Below are 17707 nucleotides of genomic sequence, written 5' to 3'. Positions count from 1 at the left end.
AAAGGAGCTGATCTTACTTGCAATACGGTAAAGACTATAAACATATTCCCGCTGTTTCCGTCATGAGCGGCCATGAAGAAGGAGCCGCACCCGGAGTTTTTTGCAAGACGATACAAATTGTGAACGTTTGCCTCATTAATGACCAGTTTGTAAATGATACATGGTTCCTTGTTGATGCTGGTATGACAGGATCCTCTGAAACCATCATTGAATTTACTGAAAATCATCTTCCGGAGGGCGTGAAACCTAAAGGGATCATCCTGACACACGGACATTTCGATCATGTGGGAGCAATTATCGAGTTGGTAGAGCATTGGAATATTCCCGTTTATGCCCACCCTTTTGAAATCCCTTATTTAACCGGAAAAGAAGATTATCCTGAAGGAAATCCGCTTCCTAAAGGATTGATGGCCAAATTGTCTCCATTTTACCCCAACAAAGCAATCAATCTTGAAAATTATGCAAAAGAACTCCCTTCGGATGGAACGATTCCTCTTTTAAGAGGCTGGCGCTGGATTCACACGCCTGGTCATACGCGCGGACACATTTCCCTTTTCCGTGAGGAAGACCGCGTTTTGATTGCAGGCGATGCATTCGTTACGGTCAAACAGGAATCTCTTTATCACGTCATAATCCAAGATCAGGAAGTAAGCGGACCCCCTCAGTATTTTACTTTTCAATGGGAAAAAGCAAAGGACTCTGTACGCAATCTGGAAAACTTAAAGCCAACAGTTGCCATAACTGGTCATGGAAGACCAATGAGAGGAACAGGTCTTGCAGATGGACTTCTGGATCTTGCTCTGAATTTTGACGAAAAAGCAGTACCCGAAAAACAATAAAATCATGACGGAAAAGGCTAATTAAAAAGATTTGCCAAGTAAATCATATATAAAAACCCGGAAACGCTTTTCCGGGTTTTTATTATGAAATAAGGATCATAAACCTTTCACCATTGCAGATTAAAGCTACCAGCAGCGGGACAGTTGAGTCCCCTGCATGGCAGCCTGGATCACTTGACCTGCCTGCACCTATTTGCAAACACCTTCTTTAAGCTGGACGAGTTTAAATAAGCATTGTAAAATATGAAAACACGCAGCCCCTTTTTGAGCCTAGATCGCTTCCCCGCCAGCTTTATCTTGACGAAGGATTGTTTTTCCCGTTGTCTTTTTACTTGACCGCTCTTTGTTTTCCAGCCTCCTTGCCACAATGGATAAGGTGTAATTAACGGCAAAATACAATAGGGCTGTAAGAAGGAAAATTGGAATCAAGTAGTTCACATTTTTCCCATTAATAATCTGAGCGTTATGGAGAAGCTCTGGCATGGCTATGACCACCGCAAGAGACGTATCCTTTAACAGAGAAATGAACTGGCTCACAATAGGGGGAACCATTCTTCTCAGCGCTTGAGGAAGAATGATATGCCACATAGTTTGCATCCAGCTTAAACCCGAAGCCCTTGATGCTTCAATTTGCCCTTTTTCAATTGAATTCAATCCGCTTCTGACAATTTCCGCCAGCATGGCCGATTCAAAAACAATTAAAGCAACGATCGCCGCAACAATAACATCAAGCTTAATTCCCACTTCCGGCAGCGCAAAATACGTAAAGAAAATAATGAGCAGCAGCGGCAGATTCCGGATCGTTTCAACCCAAACAATAACGAGCTGTGAAACAACAGGAATTTTAGCATATCTCAGAATGCCGAGCACGCTGCCGATTATAAAGCTGAATATGATTGCAATCAAGGCCATGAGCAGTGTGTTGAGAAGGCCTGCGAGCAAATAGTTTATGTTTCCGATTGAATAGGCTCCGATAAAATCCATAAGTTGCTCCCTCCTTATCCGCTAACCGCAAGCCGGCGTTCCAGGTATCCGACAAAAATACTCAGCGGGATTGTCAGTACGAGATAGAACATCGCGACAAAAATATACGTATCAAAAATCACGTACGTTTTCGATGCAACCGAATCTCCGAAGTACATTAAATCCAGTCCTGTTATCACTCCAAGTATGGAGGAATTTTTGACGAGATTAATAAATTGATTTCCAAGGGGCGGAATCACGATTTTGATCGCCTGCGGCAAAATGACATACCTCATCGCCTGAATATAAGTAAGCCCTGATGACCTTGCCGCTTCCATTTGTCCCTTTGAAACGGACTGAATTCCAGCTCTGACAGCTTCCGCTATAAAAGCAGCTGTATAAATCGTCAGCGCCACCGTCCCGGATTGGTAGCCATTCAGTTTAAATCCAAGGGCCGGCAAACCGTAGAAAAAGAAAAAAGCAATTAAAATCAGCGGAATGTTCCGGACAAATTCGACGTAGACCGTTCCCGCAGCACTCAAGACCTTCATTGGAGAAATTCTCATAACGGCAATAATGACCCCGAGAATAAAACTGCAGATAAGAGCGATCACACTTGTCTTTACCGTATTTCCGAAGCCTTGCAAATATACATCCAAATTATCGATTAGTATGGTGAAGTCGAGCATGAAGGTCTCCTTTCAAGCAGAAGATGGATGAGCAGGAAGCCCACCCATCACGCTTAACTCCTATTCTTCTTTGATCCATTTTTGCTTGATTTTGTCATACTCTCCGCTGTCCTTAAGTTCCTTAAGGAAGTCATTAACATACGTCGTGAACTCATCGTCACCCTTAACAATTGCGATTCCATAAGGCTCATCTGTGAATGGTTCGCCTGCCAATTCATAATTGGAATCCTGTGCAGCCATTCCGTAAAGTATGGAGTTATCTGTAGTCAGCGTATCTCCCTGACCCGATTTCAATGCGGTGAACGCTTCTGCATAGTTCTCAAATTCAAGAACTTCTGCATCAGGAGCTTTCTCTTTAACATTCGCTACAGAAGTAGATCCTTTAACAGCTAAAACCTTTTTGCCTTTCAAATCTTCTACACTCTTAATATCACTGCCTTTTTTTACAAGAAGAGACTGTCCTGCTTCAAAATACACATCTGAGAAGTTCACTTCTTTTTTACGGTCTTCCGTAATGGTCATCGTCGCAATGATCGCGTCAATGTCACCATTTTGAAGCATTTGCACGCGCGTTTTCGATGTAACCTCTTTTAGCTCAATCTTGCTTTCATCTCCAAGAATTTTTTTCGCCAAAGCTTTTGCTACATCAATATCGAACCCTTCAACCTTTCCGCTTGCTGGATCCTTATATCCGAACAGGTTCGTATCGTATTTCACTCCGACGACGAGTTTTCCACGGTCTTTAATTGCTTCAAGTGTATTTTTCTTTTCCGATCCTGATGAGCCGCTGCTCCCGCACCCCGCAGCAAGTGCAAGTACAACAATCAGCAGTGCGCTAAGAAACCATCTAGCCTGTTTTTTCATCCAGCATTCCCCCTGTGTATTAATGATTTAAAATCCTGCTTAGAAACACTTTTGCCCGTTCTTCTTTCGGATTAGTAAAAAACTCATCCGGCTCGCTATCAACCAAAATGTGTCCATGGTCCATAAATACAATCCGGTTGGCTACTTCTCGGGCAAAGCCCATTTCATGGGTAACCACGACCATCGTCATGCCATCCTTGGCGAGTGTCTTCATGACATCCAGCACTTCGCCGATCATCTCCGGATCCAACGCAGAAGTCGGTTCATCAAATAGCATAATGTTCGGCTTCATCGCAAGACCTCTGGCAATCGCTACCCGCTGCTGCTGTCCCCCCGACAACTGAGCAGGGTAAGAGTCAGCCTTGTCAGGAATCCCGACCTTTTCCAAATAATACATCGCTGTTTTCTTCGCCTCTTCATCGGAAACCTTGAGTGCTTTTCTTGGAGCGAGCGTAATGTTTTCCAAAACAGTCCGATGAGGGTAAAGATTGAAGTGCTGAAACACCATCCCGATGTTTTTTCGAAGCTCATTGATTTTGACCTTCTTGTCATGAACAGGTTCCTTGTTCACAACCAGCTCGCCATCTGTAATAGTTTCCAGACGGTTGATGCACCTGAGCATCGTGCTTTTGCCAGAACCGGAAGGCCCGACGACGACGACGACCTCTCCTTCAGCGACCTCAAGATTGATATTGGTCAGTACTTGGAAATCTCCAAAATGCTTATTAACCTTTCGAAAAGAAATCAATCCTGCACCCCCCCCTATGCTTGTATGTACTCGGCTCAGATTTAAAGCCTGCTGCTCCTGAAAAATACGAATTTTCTGACTTGAGTAATAATAATTCCATTAAATTGCCTATTTTCCTGCCTTAACTGACAAAATTCTTATTTTTTTGTATAAATTGTAAGAAAATCTCCCCAAAAAAGACTTTGCTGATTATGCAAAGTCCTACTTCTCGACACGATATCTTAAATAATTAAAATTGGCGGTTGGAATCTCTTTAACTGTGCTTCCATCTTCACTTTTAAAGATTTCAAATTCCTGATACGTTTCCACTTTATAGGCAATCCCATCATCCATGACCTGCTTCGTTCCTACAAGCTTGTTTTCCAAATCATACGGATCTTCTGCTGCTCCGGCAGCCTTGCCTTGAACGGAAATAGTCTCTTCCCCGCTAAGCATAACCGGACTATGAGTCTCTTCATTCCTGACATCCCAGGAGCTCATATAAACAGAAGCTCCGATGATGCAAACCGCCATCACTGCCGGCCAAAAGCTCTTTTTCAGGCTCATAAGAGGTTCTCTCCCACTGTCTTTTTTATTAATCTATTCAGATGAAGACTAAAACATGTCCAAAAAAGCCGCAAATCCAAATGGATTTGCGGCTTCTATTAATTCAGAATGGTTTCTGTTCCTTCTCCATTGCCCTCATCACGGTATTCAATCGCTTTCCCATCATCAGTTTTATGATAGATGCGGAAACGTTCCACCGTATTTTCGGGAGTATAGTAAATGAAGACTTGTGATTCAAGTTTGCCTGCTTTAATAGCTTCTACATCCGGATCTGCAGCAGATGATTTATATCCATCCTGCGGCATGTAATCGTAGCGAAGCGCTTTGCCGTCTTCAGTTGTCACTTCAACCGGCTGTGTGTTTTGCAGAACGTCCTCGGCTTCTTCTTTTGTTAAACCAATAGAAATTTCATCTCTCATTTCGAAAGGAGAAACGTAATGTGTATCTTCTTCTTGAGCAGGTTCTTCTGCAGGTTCATCCTGTGCGGGCTCTTCCGTCTCAGCAGCTGTATCCCCGTCCGCCGGTGCTGATGGCTCTTCTTGTTCAGGAGCCGGTTCTTCTGGCGTCGTTCCCTGATCTGGTGCTTCCTCTTTAGCCGGTTCTTCTGTTACATCATTTTGCGCAGGTTCTTGTTCATTCTCTGCGGCTGGTACAGCTCTTTTCTCGCTTGCTCCCTGTGATTGGCAGCCTGCAGCGAAAATAAGCATGATGGCTGCTGCTAATGTAATGATCTGCTTGAACATGATGGATAATACCTCCCAAGTTAAAATTCCATTGATAATGTTACCATAAAATAATGAAATAGAGGAAAATCATTGAAGAACTTTCATTGAATTTGTCGAAACATCGCAGCATAAGGTTTCATTTATGAAACAATTAAATTCAAAAGTAAAAAGCTGGCCAGATAAATTCTTGGATGAAGAAAATCCTTATCCGTTTTATCAAACTATTTCTCATTTTCTCAGAATCATATCAAGATGGGGAATTCCATCCTCCAAATAGGTATCTGTCACAGCTTCAAATCCAAAGGATCCGTAAAAGTTTCTCAAGTACTCCTGTGCCTGTATCTTAACGGAGGATCCTGTATGAACTTTTCCGATGAATTCCAATGCATGATTCATTAATTGTGCAGCTAAACCTTGTCCTCTGTATTCTGCTTTCACTAATACCCGGCCAATGGATGCTTCTTTGAAAGAAATACCAGGTGGAAGCAGTCTTGCGTAAGCTGCAATCGTTCCGTTTATTTCATAATATAGATGGCAGGAATGCAAATCTTTTCCGTCCGCCTCAAGATAAGGACAGTTCTGTTCTACTACAAATACCTGCGTTCTCTCTTTTAAAACCGAATAAAGTTCCTGGATCGTCAGTTCATTAAATCGTTTTATTACCCATCCCACTGGCTGTCACCTCATTAAAATTCTTTTTTGGATAAAGGCTGAAACCACTTGACCCCTTTCCGGTTCACCGGCAGGACTTTCAAGTCAGCGATCAAATGACTGGCATATCCTGCTGCACATGCATAGAAAATACCGGGAACCTGCAAATCCTGCTCCAGGTAATAACCAATAACACAGAAGTAAACGAGACCGACCAGCGAATGCGTAATGCCCCGATGCGGCTGGCGGGAAGCAGCTGAAATATAGAGGCCCATCATGATGATCCAGATTTCATTCATAACAATACCGGCACCCGCTATAACAATGCCCGTCATTAAAAGAATGGTTCTCTTTTTCATAAAAATTCTTGGGAGAGCAATTAAACCTGCACCAATCATCATTCCGATCCATTGTTCTGTTCCTCTTTCTGTAAACGCACTATCACTTGCCAGGAGAATTCCAATTAGAGCCAGCAGCCCGTAAATCCATTTCCTCGAGGTAATGGTGTTTGAAAGCTTTCCGTTTACATCCAAATCAGGTACAAGTCCGGATAGCACCCCAATCCCTATTAAAGATGCAGCAGTCATTGGATCTGCGTGCTGCGTATACGCGACAGCCATTCCAGCTGCGCCGCCTATAAAAGCATGTGAACTTCCCCTCATCATCATTCCGCCTATTCTAGCTGTTATGTAGTTCCTCAATCATTATAGCAAACATACGCTCGCATCTATAGCTTTTTCTTTGACCTTCTAAAGAATTTGGATTATACTATTGTTCTGTGTCCCAGTAGCTCAGCAGGATAGAGCGACAGCCTCCTAAGCTGTAGGCCGTGAGTTCGAATCTCGCCTGGGACGTCTAACAAAAAAAGCCTGGCATCCCTTGTATGAGGGATGCCAGGCTTTTTTGCTGCCAGAATCTTTATCCGTTCATTGGCTCCGGCAAAAATCAGTCAGTCTTTATCACTTTGCGGCTTCGGGACATGTTTAAAGATCTCTTCGCTTTCAAAAAATTCAATTAGAGAATCCATCCAATGATAATATTCAAGCCAGCGCTTTGTCTCAGTCAAAAGCAGGTTCAGCCTGGCTTCAATCTCTTCCGTAAGACCTTCTTCCTCTAAGGCCTCCAGCAATTCTCTGCGGATTTTTTTCTCTGTTATTTTATTTCTGCTGACAATTTTACTCCAGTTGGCGGAAAACAAAGAGATAAATGTCTGATAATGATCCTGCTCCACATTATATTTATCCCGGCGTGCACCCTTTTCAAAAACCTTTTCAGCAATATTCAAATCAAGCATTTCCCTCACAACCTGGCTCATTCGCGTTTTGCTCATACCGGTAGCGTGGGATAGCTCATCTAATGTTAATGGTTCCTTATTCAGATAAATAATGCCTAAGACTCTTCCAACTGTTCCGGATACTCCAAAAGCAGCCATATTTTCAGCAGTTCTTTCAATGAACTGATCCTCAGTGTGTTTGATTTTATTCAGGGCCCTCTCGTTCATTATCCTTCTTCCCTTCATCCAAATACGAACTCATTTTTTAAAATACCATATTTTCCTCACATATAACATTACTGAAAAATTTAGAATTTTGCCGAAAAAACGGGAAACTATGATTAGTTTTTCCTATGTATGGGTATAAACCTTATACCCTATATCGGCCCATAATATACATTAAAAATTGTACGTAAAGTTCATAAACTTTATATTTTACAAAGTTTACTCTATAATAGGTTTCATTATACTTAAAATCTTTTTTCTCTTTAAAGCTATTTCTCTCTAGAAACATAAACGGTGCAGGGTTAAATCCAAAAACATTTTCAACAGATCAAAAAGACAACAGATTTACTAAACGGAGGTGCAGGCATTTGCTAAAACTAACTAATCTATCAAAAATCTACAAAGGCGGAAAACATGCAGTAAAAGAAATAAACCTTGAAATTGAAAAAGGCGAATTCATCTGCTTTATCGGACCAAGCGGCTGCGGTAAAACGACAACGATGAAAATGATTAACCGAATGATCGAACCTTCAAAAGGAAGCATTTTTATTGAAGGAAAAAACATTCTGGATAAAGATCCTGTTAAGCTCAGACGTGAAATCGGTTACGTGATTCAGCAGATTGGATTATTCCCGCATATGACCATTCAGCAGAATATCGTCCTTGTCCCAAAATTATTAAAATGGCCGGAAGACAAAAAACGAGCCAGGGCCGAAGAACTTCTTAAGCTTGTTGATATGGGACCTGAATATTTAGACCGCTACCCTCACCAACTGAGCGGAGGGCAGCAGCAGCGGATCGGCGTGCTGCGGGCCCTTGCAGCTGATCCTCCATTGATCCTTATGGATGAACCTTTCGGAGCGCTTGATCCCATTACACGTGATGCTCTTCAGGAAGAATTCAAGAAGCTTCAGAAGACCTTGCATAAAACCATTGTTTTTGTCACCCATGACATGGATGAAGCGATTAAGCTCGCTGACAGGATTGTGATCCTTCGCGATGGAGAAATTGTACAGGTTGGTTCGCCTGATGAAATTTTAAGAAATCCAGCAAATGAATTTGTTGAAGAATTTATAGGAAAAGAACGTTTGCTTCAAGCACGCCCGAACCTTGAGCGTGTCGAGCAGCTGATGAATCCAAATCCGATTACGGTTACGACGGACAAAACACTCTCTGACGCCATTCAAATTATGAGGCAGCATCGCGTAGATTCCCTGCTGGTAGTTGGAGAAAACGGGGTTTTAAAAGGATACATAGACGTTGAATCCATTGACTTGAACCGAAAGACAGCAACCTTCGTTGGCGATGTCCTTAACACTGAAGTATTTACTGTTCAAAAAGATACACTGGTTCGGGACACGGTGAGGAAAATCCTAAAAAGAGGGATGAAATATGTCCCTGTTGTCGATGAAAATAAGCGCCTGGTCGGCATTGTGACCAGAGCGAGCCTGGTGGATATTGTGTATGATTCCATTTGGGGTGACGAGGAAATTCATGTTGTTTCATCTTAATAGAAAGGAGGCTTCCGCATGAACGGAATCATTGAATTTCTGCAAACAAACGGAGTAGAAATGCTTTATAAAACATGGGAGCATCTCTACATTTCATTAATTGCCGTCCTATTCGGCATCATCGTTGCTGTCCCGATGGGCGTTGCTCTGACAAGAATGAAAAAAGGCGCAGGCGTAATTATCGGTTTTGTAAATATTATTCAGACATTGCCCAGTCTCGCAATCCTTGCCTTTTTTATTCCGTTGCTCGGCATAGGAAAAGTCCCAGCCATCGCGGCTCTGTTTTTCTATTCCGTCCTGCCAATCCTGCGTAATACTTATACGGGTGTCCGCGGGGTGAACAAGAACCTTTTAGAGTCTGGAAAAGGGGTAGGCATGACGGTATGGGAACAAATCAGGTACGTTGAAATTCCATTGTCCATTCCTATTATTATGGCTGGAATCCGGACATCTACCGTTTACCTGATTGGCTGGGCTACACTCGCATCCTTCATTGGCGGTGGCGGACTTGGAGATTATATATTCATAGGTTTGAACCTGTATCAGCCTGAGTTTATTATCGGCGGAGCGGTGCCTGTAACGATACTCGCTGTAGTAATTGATTACATCCTTTCCATTACCGAAGATAAAGTAACACCTAAGGGAATCAAAGGGATGAAGGAAGTTGCATGAGGAGGCGGCAGTCTTGAAAATGAATAAAGCTAAAAGAGTAATAACGGTCATTCTATTATCCTTCTCCATCATCTTAACCGGCTGCTCCCTTCCCGGCTTAAGCGGAGCTTCGGACACAACTATTAAAATCGGATCTCAAAACCTCACGGAATCTGAGATTCTTGCAAACATGATTGCACAATTAATTCAGCGAAATACGGATTTAGATACAGAGCTGATTAAAAATCTGGGATCCAATTATGTACAGCATCAAGCTATGCTGTCAGGAGATGTGGATATATCTGCTACACGGTATTCAGGAACTGATCTGACAAGCACACTTGGAATGGATGCCATTAAAGATCCTGAAAAAGCTTTAAAAGTTGTACAGGATGAATTCGACAAGCGGTTCGAATACAAATGGTTTGACTCTTTTGGTTTCGATAATACATATGCCTTTACGGTCACGGATAAGCTGGCCGCAGAGAATAATCTGGAAAAGGTATCCGATTTAACGAAAGATGCGAACAGCTATAAGCTTGGAGTGGATAACGCGTGGCTGAAGAGAAAAGGTGATGGCTACCAGGGATTTGTTGAAACATATGGCATCGAGTTTGGACAAACCTATCCTATGCAAATAGGTCTTGTCTATGATGCTGTTAAAAACAAAAAAATGGACATCGTTCTCGCCTTCTCTACTGATGGAAGAATTAAAGCCTATAACCTGAAAATTTTAGAGGATGATAAAAAATATTTCCCTCCTTACGACTGTTCTCCTGTCATACCAAAAAAAGTGCTGAAAGAACATCCAGAGCTTGAAGGGATCGTGAACAAGCTGATTGGCAAGATTGATACAGAGACGATGCAGGAACTGAACTATGAAGTGGATGGAAATTTAAAAGAACCATCTGTTGTAGCGGAGGAATTCCTTAAGAAGAACCATTATTTCGAGTGAAATTGGAGGTGTTTTACATGAATGTGCTGGAGCAGCTTTGGACGTATTATTCCCAGAATGGAGCCTATGTGCTCCATGAATTTTACCGTCACTTCCTCATGTCTGCCTACGGGGTATTTTTCGCAGCCATTGTTGGGATTCCCACCGGGATTTTCATTGCCCGATATCGAAAGCTCAGCAAGTGGATTTTTTCCATAACTAATGTCATACAAACGATTCCGGCGCTTGCCATGCTTGCTGTCCTAATGCTTGTAATGGGTCTTGGAGTCAATACAGTCATTCTATCATTATTCTTCTATTCGCTTCTCCCGATCATCCGGAACACATATACCGGGATTGTGAGCATCGAAAATGCATATTTAGAATCCGGTAAAGCAATGGGGATGACAAAGCTTCAGATTCTGACGATGGTCGAATTGCCGCTCTCGCTATCGGTCATCATGGCAGGACTTCGTACTGCACTGGTTATCGCAATCGGGATCACCGCCATCGGAACATTTGTAGGGGCAGGCGGACTGGGTGACATCATAGTGCGCGGAACAAATGCTACAAACGGGACGGCGATTATATTGGCTGGAGCCATACCGACAGCTTTGATGGCTGTTCTGGCTGACTTGCTTTTAGGCTGGCTTGAAAAGGTTCTTTCACCGGCTAAAAAGAAAAAGATATGGAGCAGCGGTTCAGAAAACACTGCCCCTTCAGAAGTCCGTACTTCATAATAGGCATAAACAGCACAGTAGAAAGGCTTGGATGATTCCAAGCCTTTCTTATGCTATCCTTTCCATTACCAAAAAACAAAATTTAATCATCTGTTCCTAAAATATCTGTATTAGGAGGTTCATACCCCATCTCCCGGAGCATCGCTGCTATTTGACCTTTGTGATGAAACTCGTGAGTAATGGCGTGCGCCAGCAGTTTGCCAGGAGTAATCGAAATTCGTTCAGAAGCTTCTCTCCAAGGGATCTCTCTCTCAATTTGCACATTCAAGTTATGACCATGATGCTCTAATAACTCCATGACAATTTTATCCACTTGCTCAAATCGAAGCGTGATTTCTTCTAAACCATAATGATTTAATTCTTCCTTAGGTGTAAGTGGTTTTTTAGTCTTCAATAAAACAAATGATCCAAGCCATGCCACGTAGCAATCTGCTGTATGTACAAATGTGTCTCTTATACTCTGCCAACCGAAACCATTTAATTGATTAAGATGAACAGGGTTTATTTCTTTGCAATAATCCAATAGAATTTTTCTGGTTTGCCGGACCCACTCATATTCATGGTGCAGCATCACAACACCCGCCTATAACAAAGATATAAAGACTGCTTCAGTAAAAGGGATTAATAAACCTCTATTTACTGAAGGATTATTAACGTTGTTTAATCCTTCTCAGATTTGAGTGGAAACCTGGCTTCACCACAATCTAATATGGAACCCAGTAAACCAAAAACTTCTCCGAGGGATTATTCTCATACAAACCAGGGAGCTGAATTTCTTCTTTCAACTCAAAAATTGTCTGGTTTTCCAGAAACATAATGTACTCTTCTGAAGGATAATATAATACCAGTTCTACATCTCTACCTGACTGCTCCATGGAGAGCAATATATTTCCAATGATTTTATAGAATACCTGGATGGAAAATGGATTAAAAAAATAAAAGCGGTTGTCGAGCGGATGAATGTCATACTCTTCTGCGAGGCAGCAGCAGAATTGAATCTGCTCTTCCCCATCAGGAACCTGTTCCACGTAATAGTCTTTATTTTCAACGGCTTCACTGTAAAGCGCCTCACTCATTTCAACACCCGTTACAGCTGCATGAAAAAAGTAATGGATGTAAAAAGCAAGCCGTCCTTTCCCGCACCCAAAGTCTACGATTTGGTCACTGCTATCCAGTTTATATTGCTGAAATAATATGTCCAGAGCAGCGTAGGGCGTCGGTTCATAGGGATTGTAATGAACATTCATTTTTTGCTTTATATCTTCTAAATGAATCCCTGTCCGAATATTCATAAGCTGCTCGTACTCTTCTTCCATGTAGCCCCTTCTTTCTGCAGCCAATTTACCTTCTCTTTTCTGCGATACCCCTATACTACACAATATTTCCGCATAACAAAACTAAGCGCCTAATCCCAGCAACAAATAACAGCCTGGATTCTTTCTCCATCCAGGCTGTTGTCATCTATTATTATCGGGGATCAGTTTCCTTCCCTGTTTTCAAATCAATCACCTTGACCGGGTCTTTTGGCAATGGAATGGTTCTGCTTGAAGGGGCGTTTTTCTTATTTTCCACCCAATCTATCAGCAAATCAAAGGATTGATGCGCATACGGCAATAATGGCTGCAGTCTTTGCTCTGGATCCGTTTGCTTGTTCCAAACCAGGCTGTCTACGTGATTGCCGCCTTCAATAGTATAAAGGCGATGGAATTTTTCTTTGTCCTGCCATCTCACCATGTTCTCATAGCCTTTTGCATGAATGTCCGGGAAAATGAGGGAATCAAGCGATCCTGTGAAACTGATTAGAGGCACTTCAATATCTCCTGTGTTGGCAATTTTGCTGATGTTTTTCTTAACCTCTCTCTTACGGCTGCTGTAATCATAGTCTTCGAAAATATAATCATAGCTGCGGTCCCGTTTCTCATCTGCCGTAAAGTTCAAATAGTTTCTCCAATTAATTCTGCCGGGTGCATTCGGGTCAAAATGGTCACGGTATATATTCAGCGACACAAACCAATAAACCTGGTCATGGTAACTCCAAAGCTTTTCAGAGCCTTTAGGCAGACCTGCTTTATACATTTGCCTCATTGCTTTTTCCTTCAATTCACCCAGCCCGTAAAGTGCCTCATCCGCATTGTTTACCACCGTTGTCAGCGAACTGATCAGATTCGGTTCCTTTGCCGTCCATAAAACGCCTTCCCAATCGACTCCGCCGTCAAAAAGACGGGCCTCTCCGGTTTTTTCAGGCCCGTCGTTCTCAAGTGCATACCTGACAACATATCCTCCATTTGAAATCCCGATGGCATATGTAGGCACTTTATGATCTTTTTTAATCAAATCACTCGCAGGATTCTTTTTATCACGTGCTTTGATGAGCTTGTCCGGATAGTTGTCTGCCAAATATTTTTGAGCCGCCTTCGTTACCTGCCTGAAACGCACATGCCATTCAGCCACACTGTCATCTTCATTGACCAGCGCATTTTTGACTTTTGCAAAAGGATCAGCCGAATCGATTTCTCCCTGCGTCCCTTTATCAATGGCGGCAAAAGCGTACCCTTTTTCCAGTACATAATCACTAAACAGCAAATCAGTGGACGTTTCATTCCGCGTGGCTGGAATTCCTGCCGTCACCAGTTTTCCATTCCAATTGTCCGGTACACGGATAACAAATTTAGCGTCATCAAACATACCCGTTACCTGAATACCCTTCACTTCTGCCGGCTTATTCATTTGATGCCACCCGGTACCGTCTGCTGCACTTCCCCAATTGTACGGGGCCAGTCCAAGATTTCCATACAAAACAGCCTGCTCATACTGCTTTGGATTCTTTGTAGTCAGCCAGCTGCCGTTTTTCCCGTCAAAATAGGTTTCCGATACATTCACAGCACCTTTTACCATTGCTTGTTCTTCCATTGTTTGAGCAACAGCATTCACATTTATTACAGGACCAGCAGTAAAGACTAAAGAAAACACCAGAGTAAGCGCTACCATTTTCTTTTTCAACCAGCTTCCTCCTGACAGAATTACGATTTTCTTTTCATTCTATATCCAATTATTTACTTGCGCATGGGCATTTGGCACTTATATTTAGAGCTGAGAATCATGAGAATTTGGCAGCATCTTCTTAAAGGAAACGGATCGGTCATCTTAAACTAAGTCCTGCTGAGTGGATTGAAAAAAAAGAAACCCCCGGGATGCTCCATTTAAGCATTCCGAGGGTTTTGGCTATTACCATAACTTCTTTCAAAATTATGGACTTTGCTAATTGTCCTGCTGAGCAGCAGATTAAAGGATTATTACAGGATAATATTGTCGCATTTAGTCGAGTTGGCTGTAATCGACACGTGATATCCCGTTATCGACGTGAATTTGCCCGTAATCGACACAAATCTGCCCGCTATCGACAAAATTTTGCCCGTTCTTTATAAACACACACCTCTTCAGCTTTTGGCAAAACCAATCCAATTTTAAATTACGAGGCAGCTTTGCAAAATCCATCTTCCTCCATCAATCTACCCCAATCGCAGCCCCATTCCTGCTCGAATCGGCAACTCCTTTATATTTTCCTTCAGGGCCATTGATCTCAATGCTTTGTACATTATTTCTTCTGAAGGCTTAATGAATTTACGTCCCATTCCGTTAAGCTTCTCAAGAACTTCCTTAGGTACTCCATTCTCCTGACTGTAGGATGTAACGCTGTTTGTGTAAATTCCCGACTCCTCTACTGCCGCCTTTAGCTCCATCCCATATTCCAGTTTATTTATAATGGTTTGAAGTACAGAGGCAATGATGGTCGGACCTCCCGGGGAACCAACAGACAGCGCCGACTCTCCATCCCATTGTTCAAGTTCTGGCCATATAAATAGATAGTTTATTCAAGGTTACATGTTCCGGACTCTAAATTAATATCCCAACTGGCCATTTATGTATAAACTTACATCCCTCAGCAAAAAATGACATCATACCATACTAATGATCGCAAAGGATGTTTTCATGGAAAAATTGCTTATAAGAGGGCTGTTCGCAGCTTGTACTGTTGCTTTGCCTTTTGTATTTAAAAGCAAATATTTCAAAGAGCTGCTCATTGTCTTTTTTGCAAAAGGGTCGCTATCAACCATCTTGGATTTAATTTATATCCGCCATAAAAGAATTGAATATCCGGTTCGTCCTTTTCCAAAAATTTTTCAAACGAACATCCTGTTTGATTTGTTTTTCTTCCCATTACTGAGTGTTATTTGGGTTCGGCAATCGTATAGAGACGGAATAGGCGGGATTTTATTAAAAAGCCTTACGTGGAGTGTGCCGATGAGTATCGCTCAATGGTATATGGAGAAAAAAACGAAGCTTTTCAAGTGGAAAAAATGGAACATCTTTTACACGTTCAGCTGTACCAGCTTTACGCTATTAACGATAAGGGCGCTTCATGCAGCAGTAAAAAAAATTGAAGCCTTTAAAAATGATCATGATCACAGCGAAAGAAGCTGAACCATAAGGTATTAAACCTTTTAGGTCAGCTTCTTTTTCGGTGTTATGGAAAGGATAGTGGAGCAATCCTGTCTGCCATTAAATCTTATTTTCCCCCTGTAAAGGATATCCCTTTAATAAAGTATCGGTTAAAGAATCCGTACAGAAGCAATACAGGAAGAGTAAATACCATTGATGCTGCCATAATATAGTTCCAGTAGGAAATATATTGGCCTTTAAATGTATTAAGACCAAGCGGCAGCGTAAACATTGTTGGATCGGACATGATAATCAGCGGTCTCATAAAGTCGTTCCAGAAGCCCATGAAAACAAAGATTGCCTGGGCAGCAAGTGCAGGTTTTGCAAGCGGAAGTACGATCCGGAAGAAAACACCGAAACGGTTCAAACCATCAATCTCTGCAGCTTCTTCGAGTTCTTTAGGGAAGTTAATAAAGAACTGGCGCATCATAAAGATAAAGGTAACGTTGATCATCGCAGGGATAATCATTCCCTGATACGTATTAAGCCAGCCAAATTCCTTAAGAATTAAGTAGTTCGGAATCATCGTGACCTGAGCAGGAATCATCAAAATGGCAAGGATTAAAATAAACAGCGGCTTCTTTCCAGGAAAGCTCAGCCTTGCCAGAGCATAGCCCGCCATACTGTTGAAAAGGAGATTCAGCAGGGTACCGGCTACTCCGATGAATAAACTGTTAAAGAGCCATCGCGGGAAAAGCTTTTGCTCGAGGAAAATTTGCTTATAGTTATCAAACGTAAACTCTTTCGGAAAAAAATTGATGGATCCGCTCACAATTTCTCCAAGCGTTTTAAACGAAGAGCCAAGTGCCCATAGGAATGGGATAAGCGTGACGACTGCGTATAGGATAAGGATTACATACAGCAAGAGTTTTCCAGGCTTGAATTTTTTCACTGACTGTCCCTCCTCTTAGTATAGTGATTCTTCTTTTGAAAATTTTCTTTGGATGAGTGTAGCAATCAGAATGACGATTGCGAGCGCAAAGGCGATGGCTGCTGCATATCCCATCGTTCCCATGCTCTTAAAAGCATATTGATAAATAAGCAGAACCACCGTTAACGTGGAATTGTTCGGCCCTCCGGATCCTCCTGAGAAAATGTAGGATTGATCAAAAAGCTGGAATGTTCCAATCAGTCCCATGATGACGACAAAAGAAGTGACAGGACGCAGATTCGGGACGGTAATAAATAAGAATTTCTGAAATACATTTGCTCCGTCCAGTTCAGCTGCTTCATATAATGATTCAGGAATATCCTGAAGTGCCGCCAGGTAAATGACCATGTAGAATGGGGCAGTCGACCAGATATTCATCATCATGATGGCATTCAATGCAATGGATGGATCTCCAATCCAATTGTAGCCAGGTAATCCGAAAATGGATAAAAATTTATTAAACAAACCGTTTTGGTTATACATCCACATGAAGATCAGCGTTAAAACAGCTGATGACGTTAATGTCGGAAGGAAGTAGATAATTCTGAAGAACTTCTGTCCTTTTATTCCGGCATTTAGTGTAGCGGCCAGCACTAAGGCTAAGATTGTTTGGACCGGCACAACGATGATGACATATTTGAATGTATTCCAAAGGGCAATTTTCGCTTTTTCATCATTCATGATTTTTGTGAAATTATCAAAGCCGACGTATTGAAAGTCAGCTGCGCCAAGCAGCTGTACTTTGTGGAAGGCAAGGAAGATGGCATATAAAATAGGTCCGATGATAAACAAAAGCAGGACAAGCAATGTCGGACTCATAAATACATAACCTTGACCGGCTTCTCTTGCTTTAGCTTTTGAAAAGTTTCGATTGCTCATGTGTTAACCACTCCTTTTCCTTAATGTGCAGGAACAAA

At 42.1% G+C, this 17707-nt stretch carries 20 protein-coding genes, 1 tRNA gene and 1 pseudogene; 7 read left to right on the top strand and 15 right to left on the bottom strand.

All coding sequences use genetic code 11. The annotated features are described in order from the left end of the window. Positions 1-62 precede the first annotated feature (62 nt). Entirely contained in the window at positions 63-839 is a 777-nt protein-coding gene (locus WCV65_RS07305) for an MBL fold metallo-hydrolase (protein ID WP_338782200.1), read from the top strand. Positions 840-1109: 270 nt separating this feature from the next. Here WCV65_RS07305 and WCV65_RS07300 read toward each other — a convergent pair whose 3' ends face one another. The 8 genes from WCV65_RS07300 to WCV65_RS07265 form a co-directional block, all read right to left on the bottom strand. After that, a complete protein-coding gene (locus WCV65_RS07300; protein ID WP_338781228.1) occupies positions 1110-1823 on the bottom strand; it encodes an amino acid ABC transporter permease in 714 nt (237 codons plus the stop codon). A 14-nt stretch (positions 1824-1837) separates the two neighbouring features. Continuing rightward, positions 1838-2491, bottom strand: a complete 654-nt coding sequence (locus WCV65_RS07295) for an amino acid ABC transporter permease (protein WP_338781226.1) — start codon at positions 2489-2491, stop codon at positions 1838-1840. 60 nt (positions 2492-2551) lie between these two features. After that, complete coding sequence (locus WCV65_RS07290) at positions 2552-3355, bottom strand: transporter substrate-binding domain-containing protein (protein WP_338781224.1); 804 nt, start codon at positions 3353-3355, stop codon at positions 2552-2554. A gap of 19 nt (positions 3356-3374) precedes the next feature. Continuing rightward, on the bottom strand, positions 3375-4175 hold the full coding sequence (locus WCV65_RS07285) for an amino acid ABC transporter ATP-binding protein (protein WP_338782199.1): 801 nt from the start codon (positions 4173-4175) through the stop codon (positions 3375-3377). 129 nt (positions 4176-4304) lie between these two features. Continuing rightward, a complete protein-coding gene (locus WCV65_RS07280) occupies positions 4305-4649 on the bottom strand; it encodes a hypothetical protein (RefSeq protein WP_035409104.1) in 345 nt (114 codons plus the stop codon). A 98-nt stretch (positions 4650-4747) separates the two neighbouring features. After that, on the bottom strand, positions 4748-5392 hold the full coding sequence (locus WCV65_RS07275; protein WP_338781222.1) for a hypothetical protein: 645 nt from the start codon (positions 5390-5392) through the stop codon (positions 4748-4750). 210 nt (positions 5393-5602) lie between these two features. Then, positions 5603-6046 (bottom strand): GNAT family N-acetyltransferase, encoded by a 444-nt coding sequence (locus WCV65_RS07270; protein ID WP_338781221.1) that lies wholly within the window; start codon positions 6044-6046, stop codon positions 5603-5605. Positions 6047-6060: 14 nt separating this feature from the next. Further along, entirely contained in the window at positions 6061-6687 is a 627-nt protein-coding gene (locus WCV65_RS07265; protein ID WP_338781219.1) for a metal-dependent hydrolase, read from the bottom strand. 118 nt (positions 6688-6805) lie between these two features. On the opposite strand from WCV65_RS07265, the gene WCV65_RS07260 reads away from it, so the two are divergent. Then, positions 6806-6879: transfer RNA gene (locus WCV65_RS07260), tRNA-Arg, on the top strand. 95 nt (positions 6880-6974) lie between these two features. Here WCV65_RS07260 and WCV65_RS07255 read toward each other — a convergent pair. Then, positions 6975-7526 carry a GbsR/MarR family transcriptional regulator gene (locus WCV65_RS07255; protein ID WP_338781217.1) on the bottom strand — a complete coding sequence of 184 codons (552 nt, stop codon included), beginning with the start codon at positions 7524-7526 and terminating at the stop codon, positions 6975-6977. A gap of 365 nt (positions 7527-7891) precedes the next feature. Here WCV65_RS07255 and WCV65_RS07250 point away from each other — a divergent pair, with 365 nt between their 5' ends. From WCV65_RS07250 to WCV65_RS07235, 4 genes are read left to right on the top strand one after another with little or no spacing between them, the layout of a single operon-like run. Then, positions 7892-9034, top strand: coding sequence for a betaine/proline/choline family ABC transporter ATP-binding protein (locus WCV65_RS07250; protein ID WP_338781215.1), 1143 nt, complete (start codon positions 7892-7894; stop codon positions 9032-9034). Between the two features lie 18 nt (positions 9035-9052). Continuing rightward, positions 9053-9706 carry an ABC transporter permease gene (locus WCV65_RS07245; protein ID WP_035409113.1) on the top strand — a complete coding sequence of 218 codons (654 nt, stop codon included), beginning with the start codon at positions 9053-9055 and terminating at the stop codon, positions 9704-9706. Between the two features lie 19 nt (positions 9707-9725). Then, a complete protein-coding gene (locus WCV65_RS07240) occupies positions 9726-10640 on the top strand; it encodes an osmoprotectant ABC transporter substrate-binding protein (protein ID WP_338782197.1) in 915 nt (304 codons plus the stop codon). Between the two features lie 17 nt (positions 10641-10657). Continuing rightward, positions 10658-11359 carry an ABC transporter permease gene (locus tag WCV65_RS07235; RefSeq protein WP_338781212.1) on the top strand — a complete coding sequence of 234 codons (702 nt, stop codon included), beginning with the start codon at positions 10658-10660 and terminating at the stop codon, positions 11357-11359. 82 nt (positions 11360-11441) lie between these two features. Here WCV65_RS07235 and WCV65_RS07230 read toward each other — a convergent pair whose 3' ends face one another. The 4 genes and pseudogenes from WCV65_RS07230 to WCV65_RS07215 all read right to left on the bottom strand — a co-directional run. Beyond that, positions 11442-11930 (bottom strand): DinB family protein, encoded by a 489-nt coding sequence (locus WCV65_RS07230; RefSeq protein ID WP_338781210.1) that lies wholly within the window; start codon positions 11928-11930, stop codon positions 11442-11444. 133 nt (positions 11931-12063) lie between these two features. Next, a complete protein-coding gene (locus tag WCV65_RS07225; RefSeq protein ID WP_338782195.1) occupies positions 12064-12675 on the bottom strand; it encodes an SAM-dependent methyltransferase in 612 nt (203 codons plus the stop codon). A 151-nt stretch (positions 12676-12826) separates the two neighbouring features. Next, on the bottom strand, positions 12827-14359 hold the full coding sequence (locus tag WCV65_RS07220) for an alpha/beta hydrolase (protein ID WP_338781208.1): 1533 nt from the start codon (positions 14357-14359) through the stop codon (positions 12827-12829). A 504-nt stretch (positions 14360-14863) separates the two neighbouring features. Further along, positions 14864-15177 (bottom strand): annotated as a pseudogene (locus WCV65_RS07215) (gamma-glutamyltransferase); the annotation flags it as partial. A gap of 172 nt (positions 15178-15349) precedes the next feature. Here WCV65_RS07215 and WCV65_RS07210 point away from each other — a divergent pair. Next, positions 15350-15841: a CBO0543 family protein gene (locus WCV65_RS07210; RefSeq protein ID WP_338781206.1), complete on the top strand. Its 492-nt coding sequence runs from the start codon at positions 15350-15352 to the stop codon at positions 15839-15841. Positions 15842-15926: 85 nt separating this feature from the next. Here the strand turns inward: WCV65_RS07210 and WCV65_RS07205 are convergent, their stop codons facing one another. Further along, on the bottom strand, positions 15927-16751 hold the full coding sequence (locus WCV65_RS07205) for a carbohydrate ABC transporter permease (RefSeq protein WP_035409129.1): 825 nt from the start codon (positions 16749-16751) through the stop codon (positions 15927-15929). A gap of 15 nt (positions 16752-16766) precedes the next feature. Next, entirely contained in the window at positions 16767-17669 is a 903-nt protein-coding gene (locus WCV65_RS07200; RefSeq protein WP_035409131.1) for a sugar ABC transporter permease, read from the bottom strand. Positions 17670-17707 lie beyond the last annotated feature (38 nt).

Origin of the sequence: Metabacillus sp. FJAT-52054 (assembly GCF_037201815.1) — a bacterium.
Taxonomy (GTDB): Bacteria; Bacillota; Bacilli; order Bacillales; family Bacillaceae; genus Metabacillus_B; species Metabacillus_B sediminis.
This window is presented reverse-complemented; position numbering and strand designations above follow the sequence as displayed.

What these genes read in the sequence shown, in the direction of transcription:
- WCV65_RS07305 (WP_338782200.1), top strand. Translation starts at nt 63, where the DNA reads ATGAGCGGCCATGAAGAAGGAGCCGCACCCGGAGTTTTTTGCAAGACG.
- WCV65_RS07300 (WP_338781228.1), bottom strand. Translation starts at nt 1,823, where the DNA reads ATGGATTTTATCGGAGCCTATTCAATCGGAAACATAAACTATTTGCTC.
- WCV65_RS07295 (WP_338781226.1), bottom strand. Translation starts at nt 2,491, where the DNA reads ATGCTCGACTTCACCATACTAATCGATAATTTGGATGTATATTTGCAA.
- WCV65_RS07290 (WP_338781224.1), bottom strand. Translation starts at nt 3,355, where the DNA reads ATGAAAAAACAGGCTAGATGGTTTCTTAGCGCACTGCTGATTGTTGTA.
- WCV65_RS07280 (WP_035409104.1), bottom strand. Translation starts at nt 4,649, where the DNA reads ATGAGCCTGAAAAAGAGCTTTTGGCCGGCAGTGATGGCGGTTTGCATC.
- WCV65_RS07275 (WP_338781222.1), bottom strand. Translation starts at nt 5,392, where the DNA reads ATGTTCAAGCAGATCATTACATTAGCAGCAGCCATCATGCTTATTTTC.
- WCV65_RS07265 (WP_338781219.1), bottom strand. Translation starts at nt 6,687, where the DNA reads ATGAGGGGAAGTTCACATGCTTTTATAGGCGGCGCAGCTGGAATGGCT.
- WCV65_RS07255 (WP_338781217.1), bottom strand. Translation starts at nt 7,526, where the DNA reads ATGAACGAGAGGGCCCTGAATAAAATCAAACACACTGAGGATCAGTTC.
- WCV65_RS07245 (WP_035409113.1), top strand. Translation starts at nt 9,053, where the DNA reads ATGAACGGAATCATTGAATTTCTGCAAACAAACGGAGTAGAAATGCTT.
- WCV65_RS07240 (WP_338782197.1), top strand. Translation starts at nt 9,726, where the DNA reads ATGAATAAAGCTAAAAGAGTAATAACGGTCATTCTATTATCCTTCTCC.
- WCV65_RS07235 (WP_338781212.1), top strand. Translation starts at nt 10,658, where the DNA reads ATGAATGTGCTGGAGCAGCTTTGGACGTATTATTCCCAGAATGGAGCC.
- WCV65_RS07230 (WP_338781210.1), bottom strand. Translation starts at nt 11,930, where the DNA reads ATGCTGCACCATGAATATGAGTGGGTCCGGCAAACCAGAAAAATTCTA.
- WCV65_RS07225 (WP_338782195.1), bottom strand. Translation starts at nt 12,675, where the DNA reads ATGGAAGAAGAGTACGAGCAGCTTATGAATATTCGGACAGGGATTCAT.
- WCV65_RS07210 (WP_338781206.1), top strand. Translation starts at nt 15,350, where the DNA reads ATGGAAAAATTGCTTATAAGAGGGCTGTTCGCAGCTTGTACTGTTGCT.
- WCV65_RS07200 (WP_035409131.1), bottom strand. Translation starts at nt 17,669, where the DNA reads ATGAGCAATCGAAACTTTTCAAAAGCTAAAGCAAGAGAAGCCGGTCAA.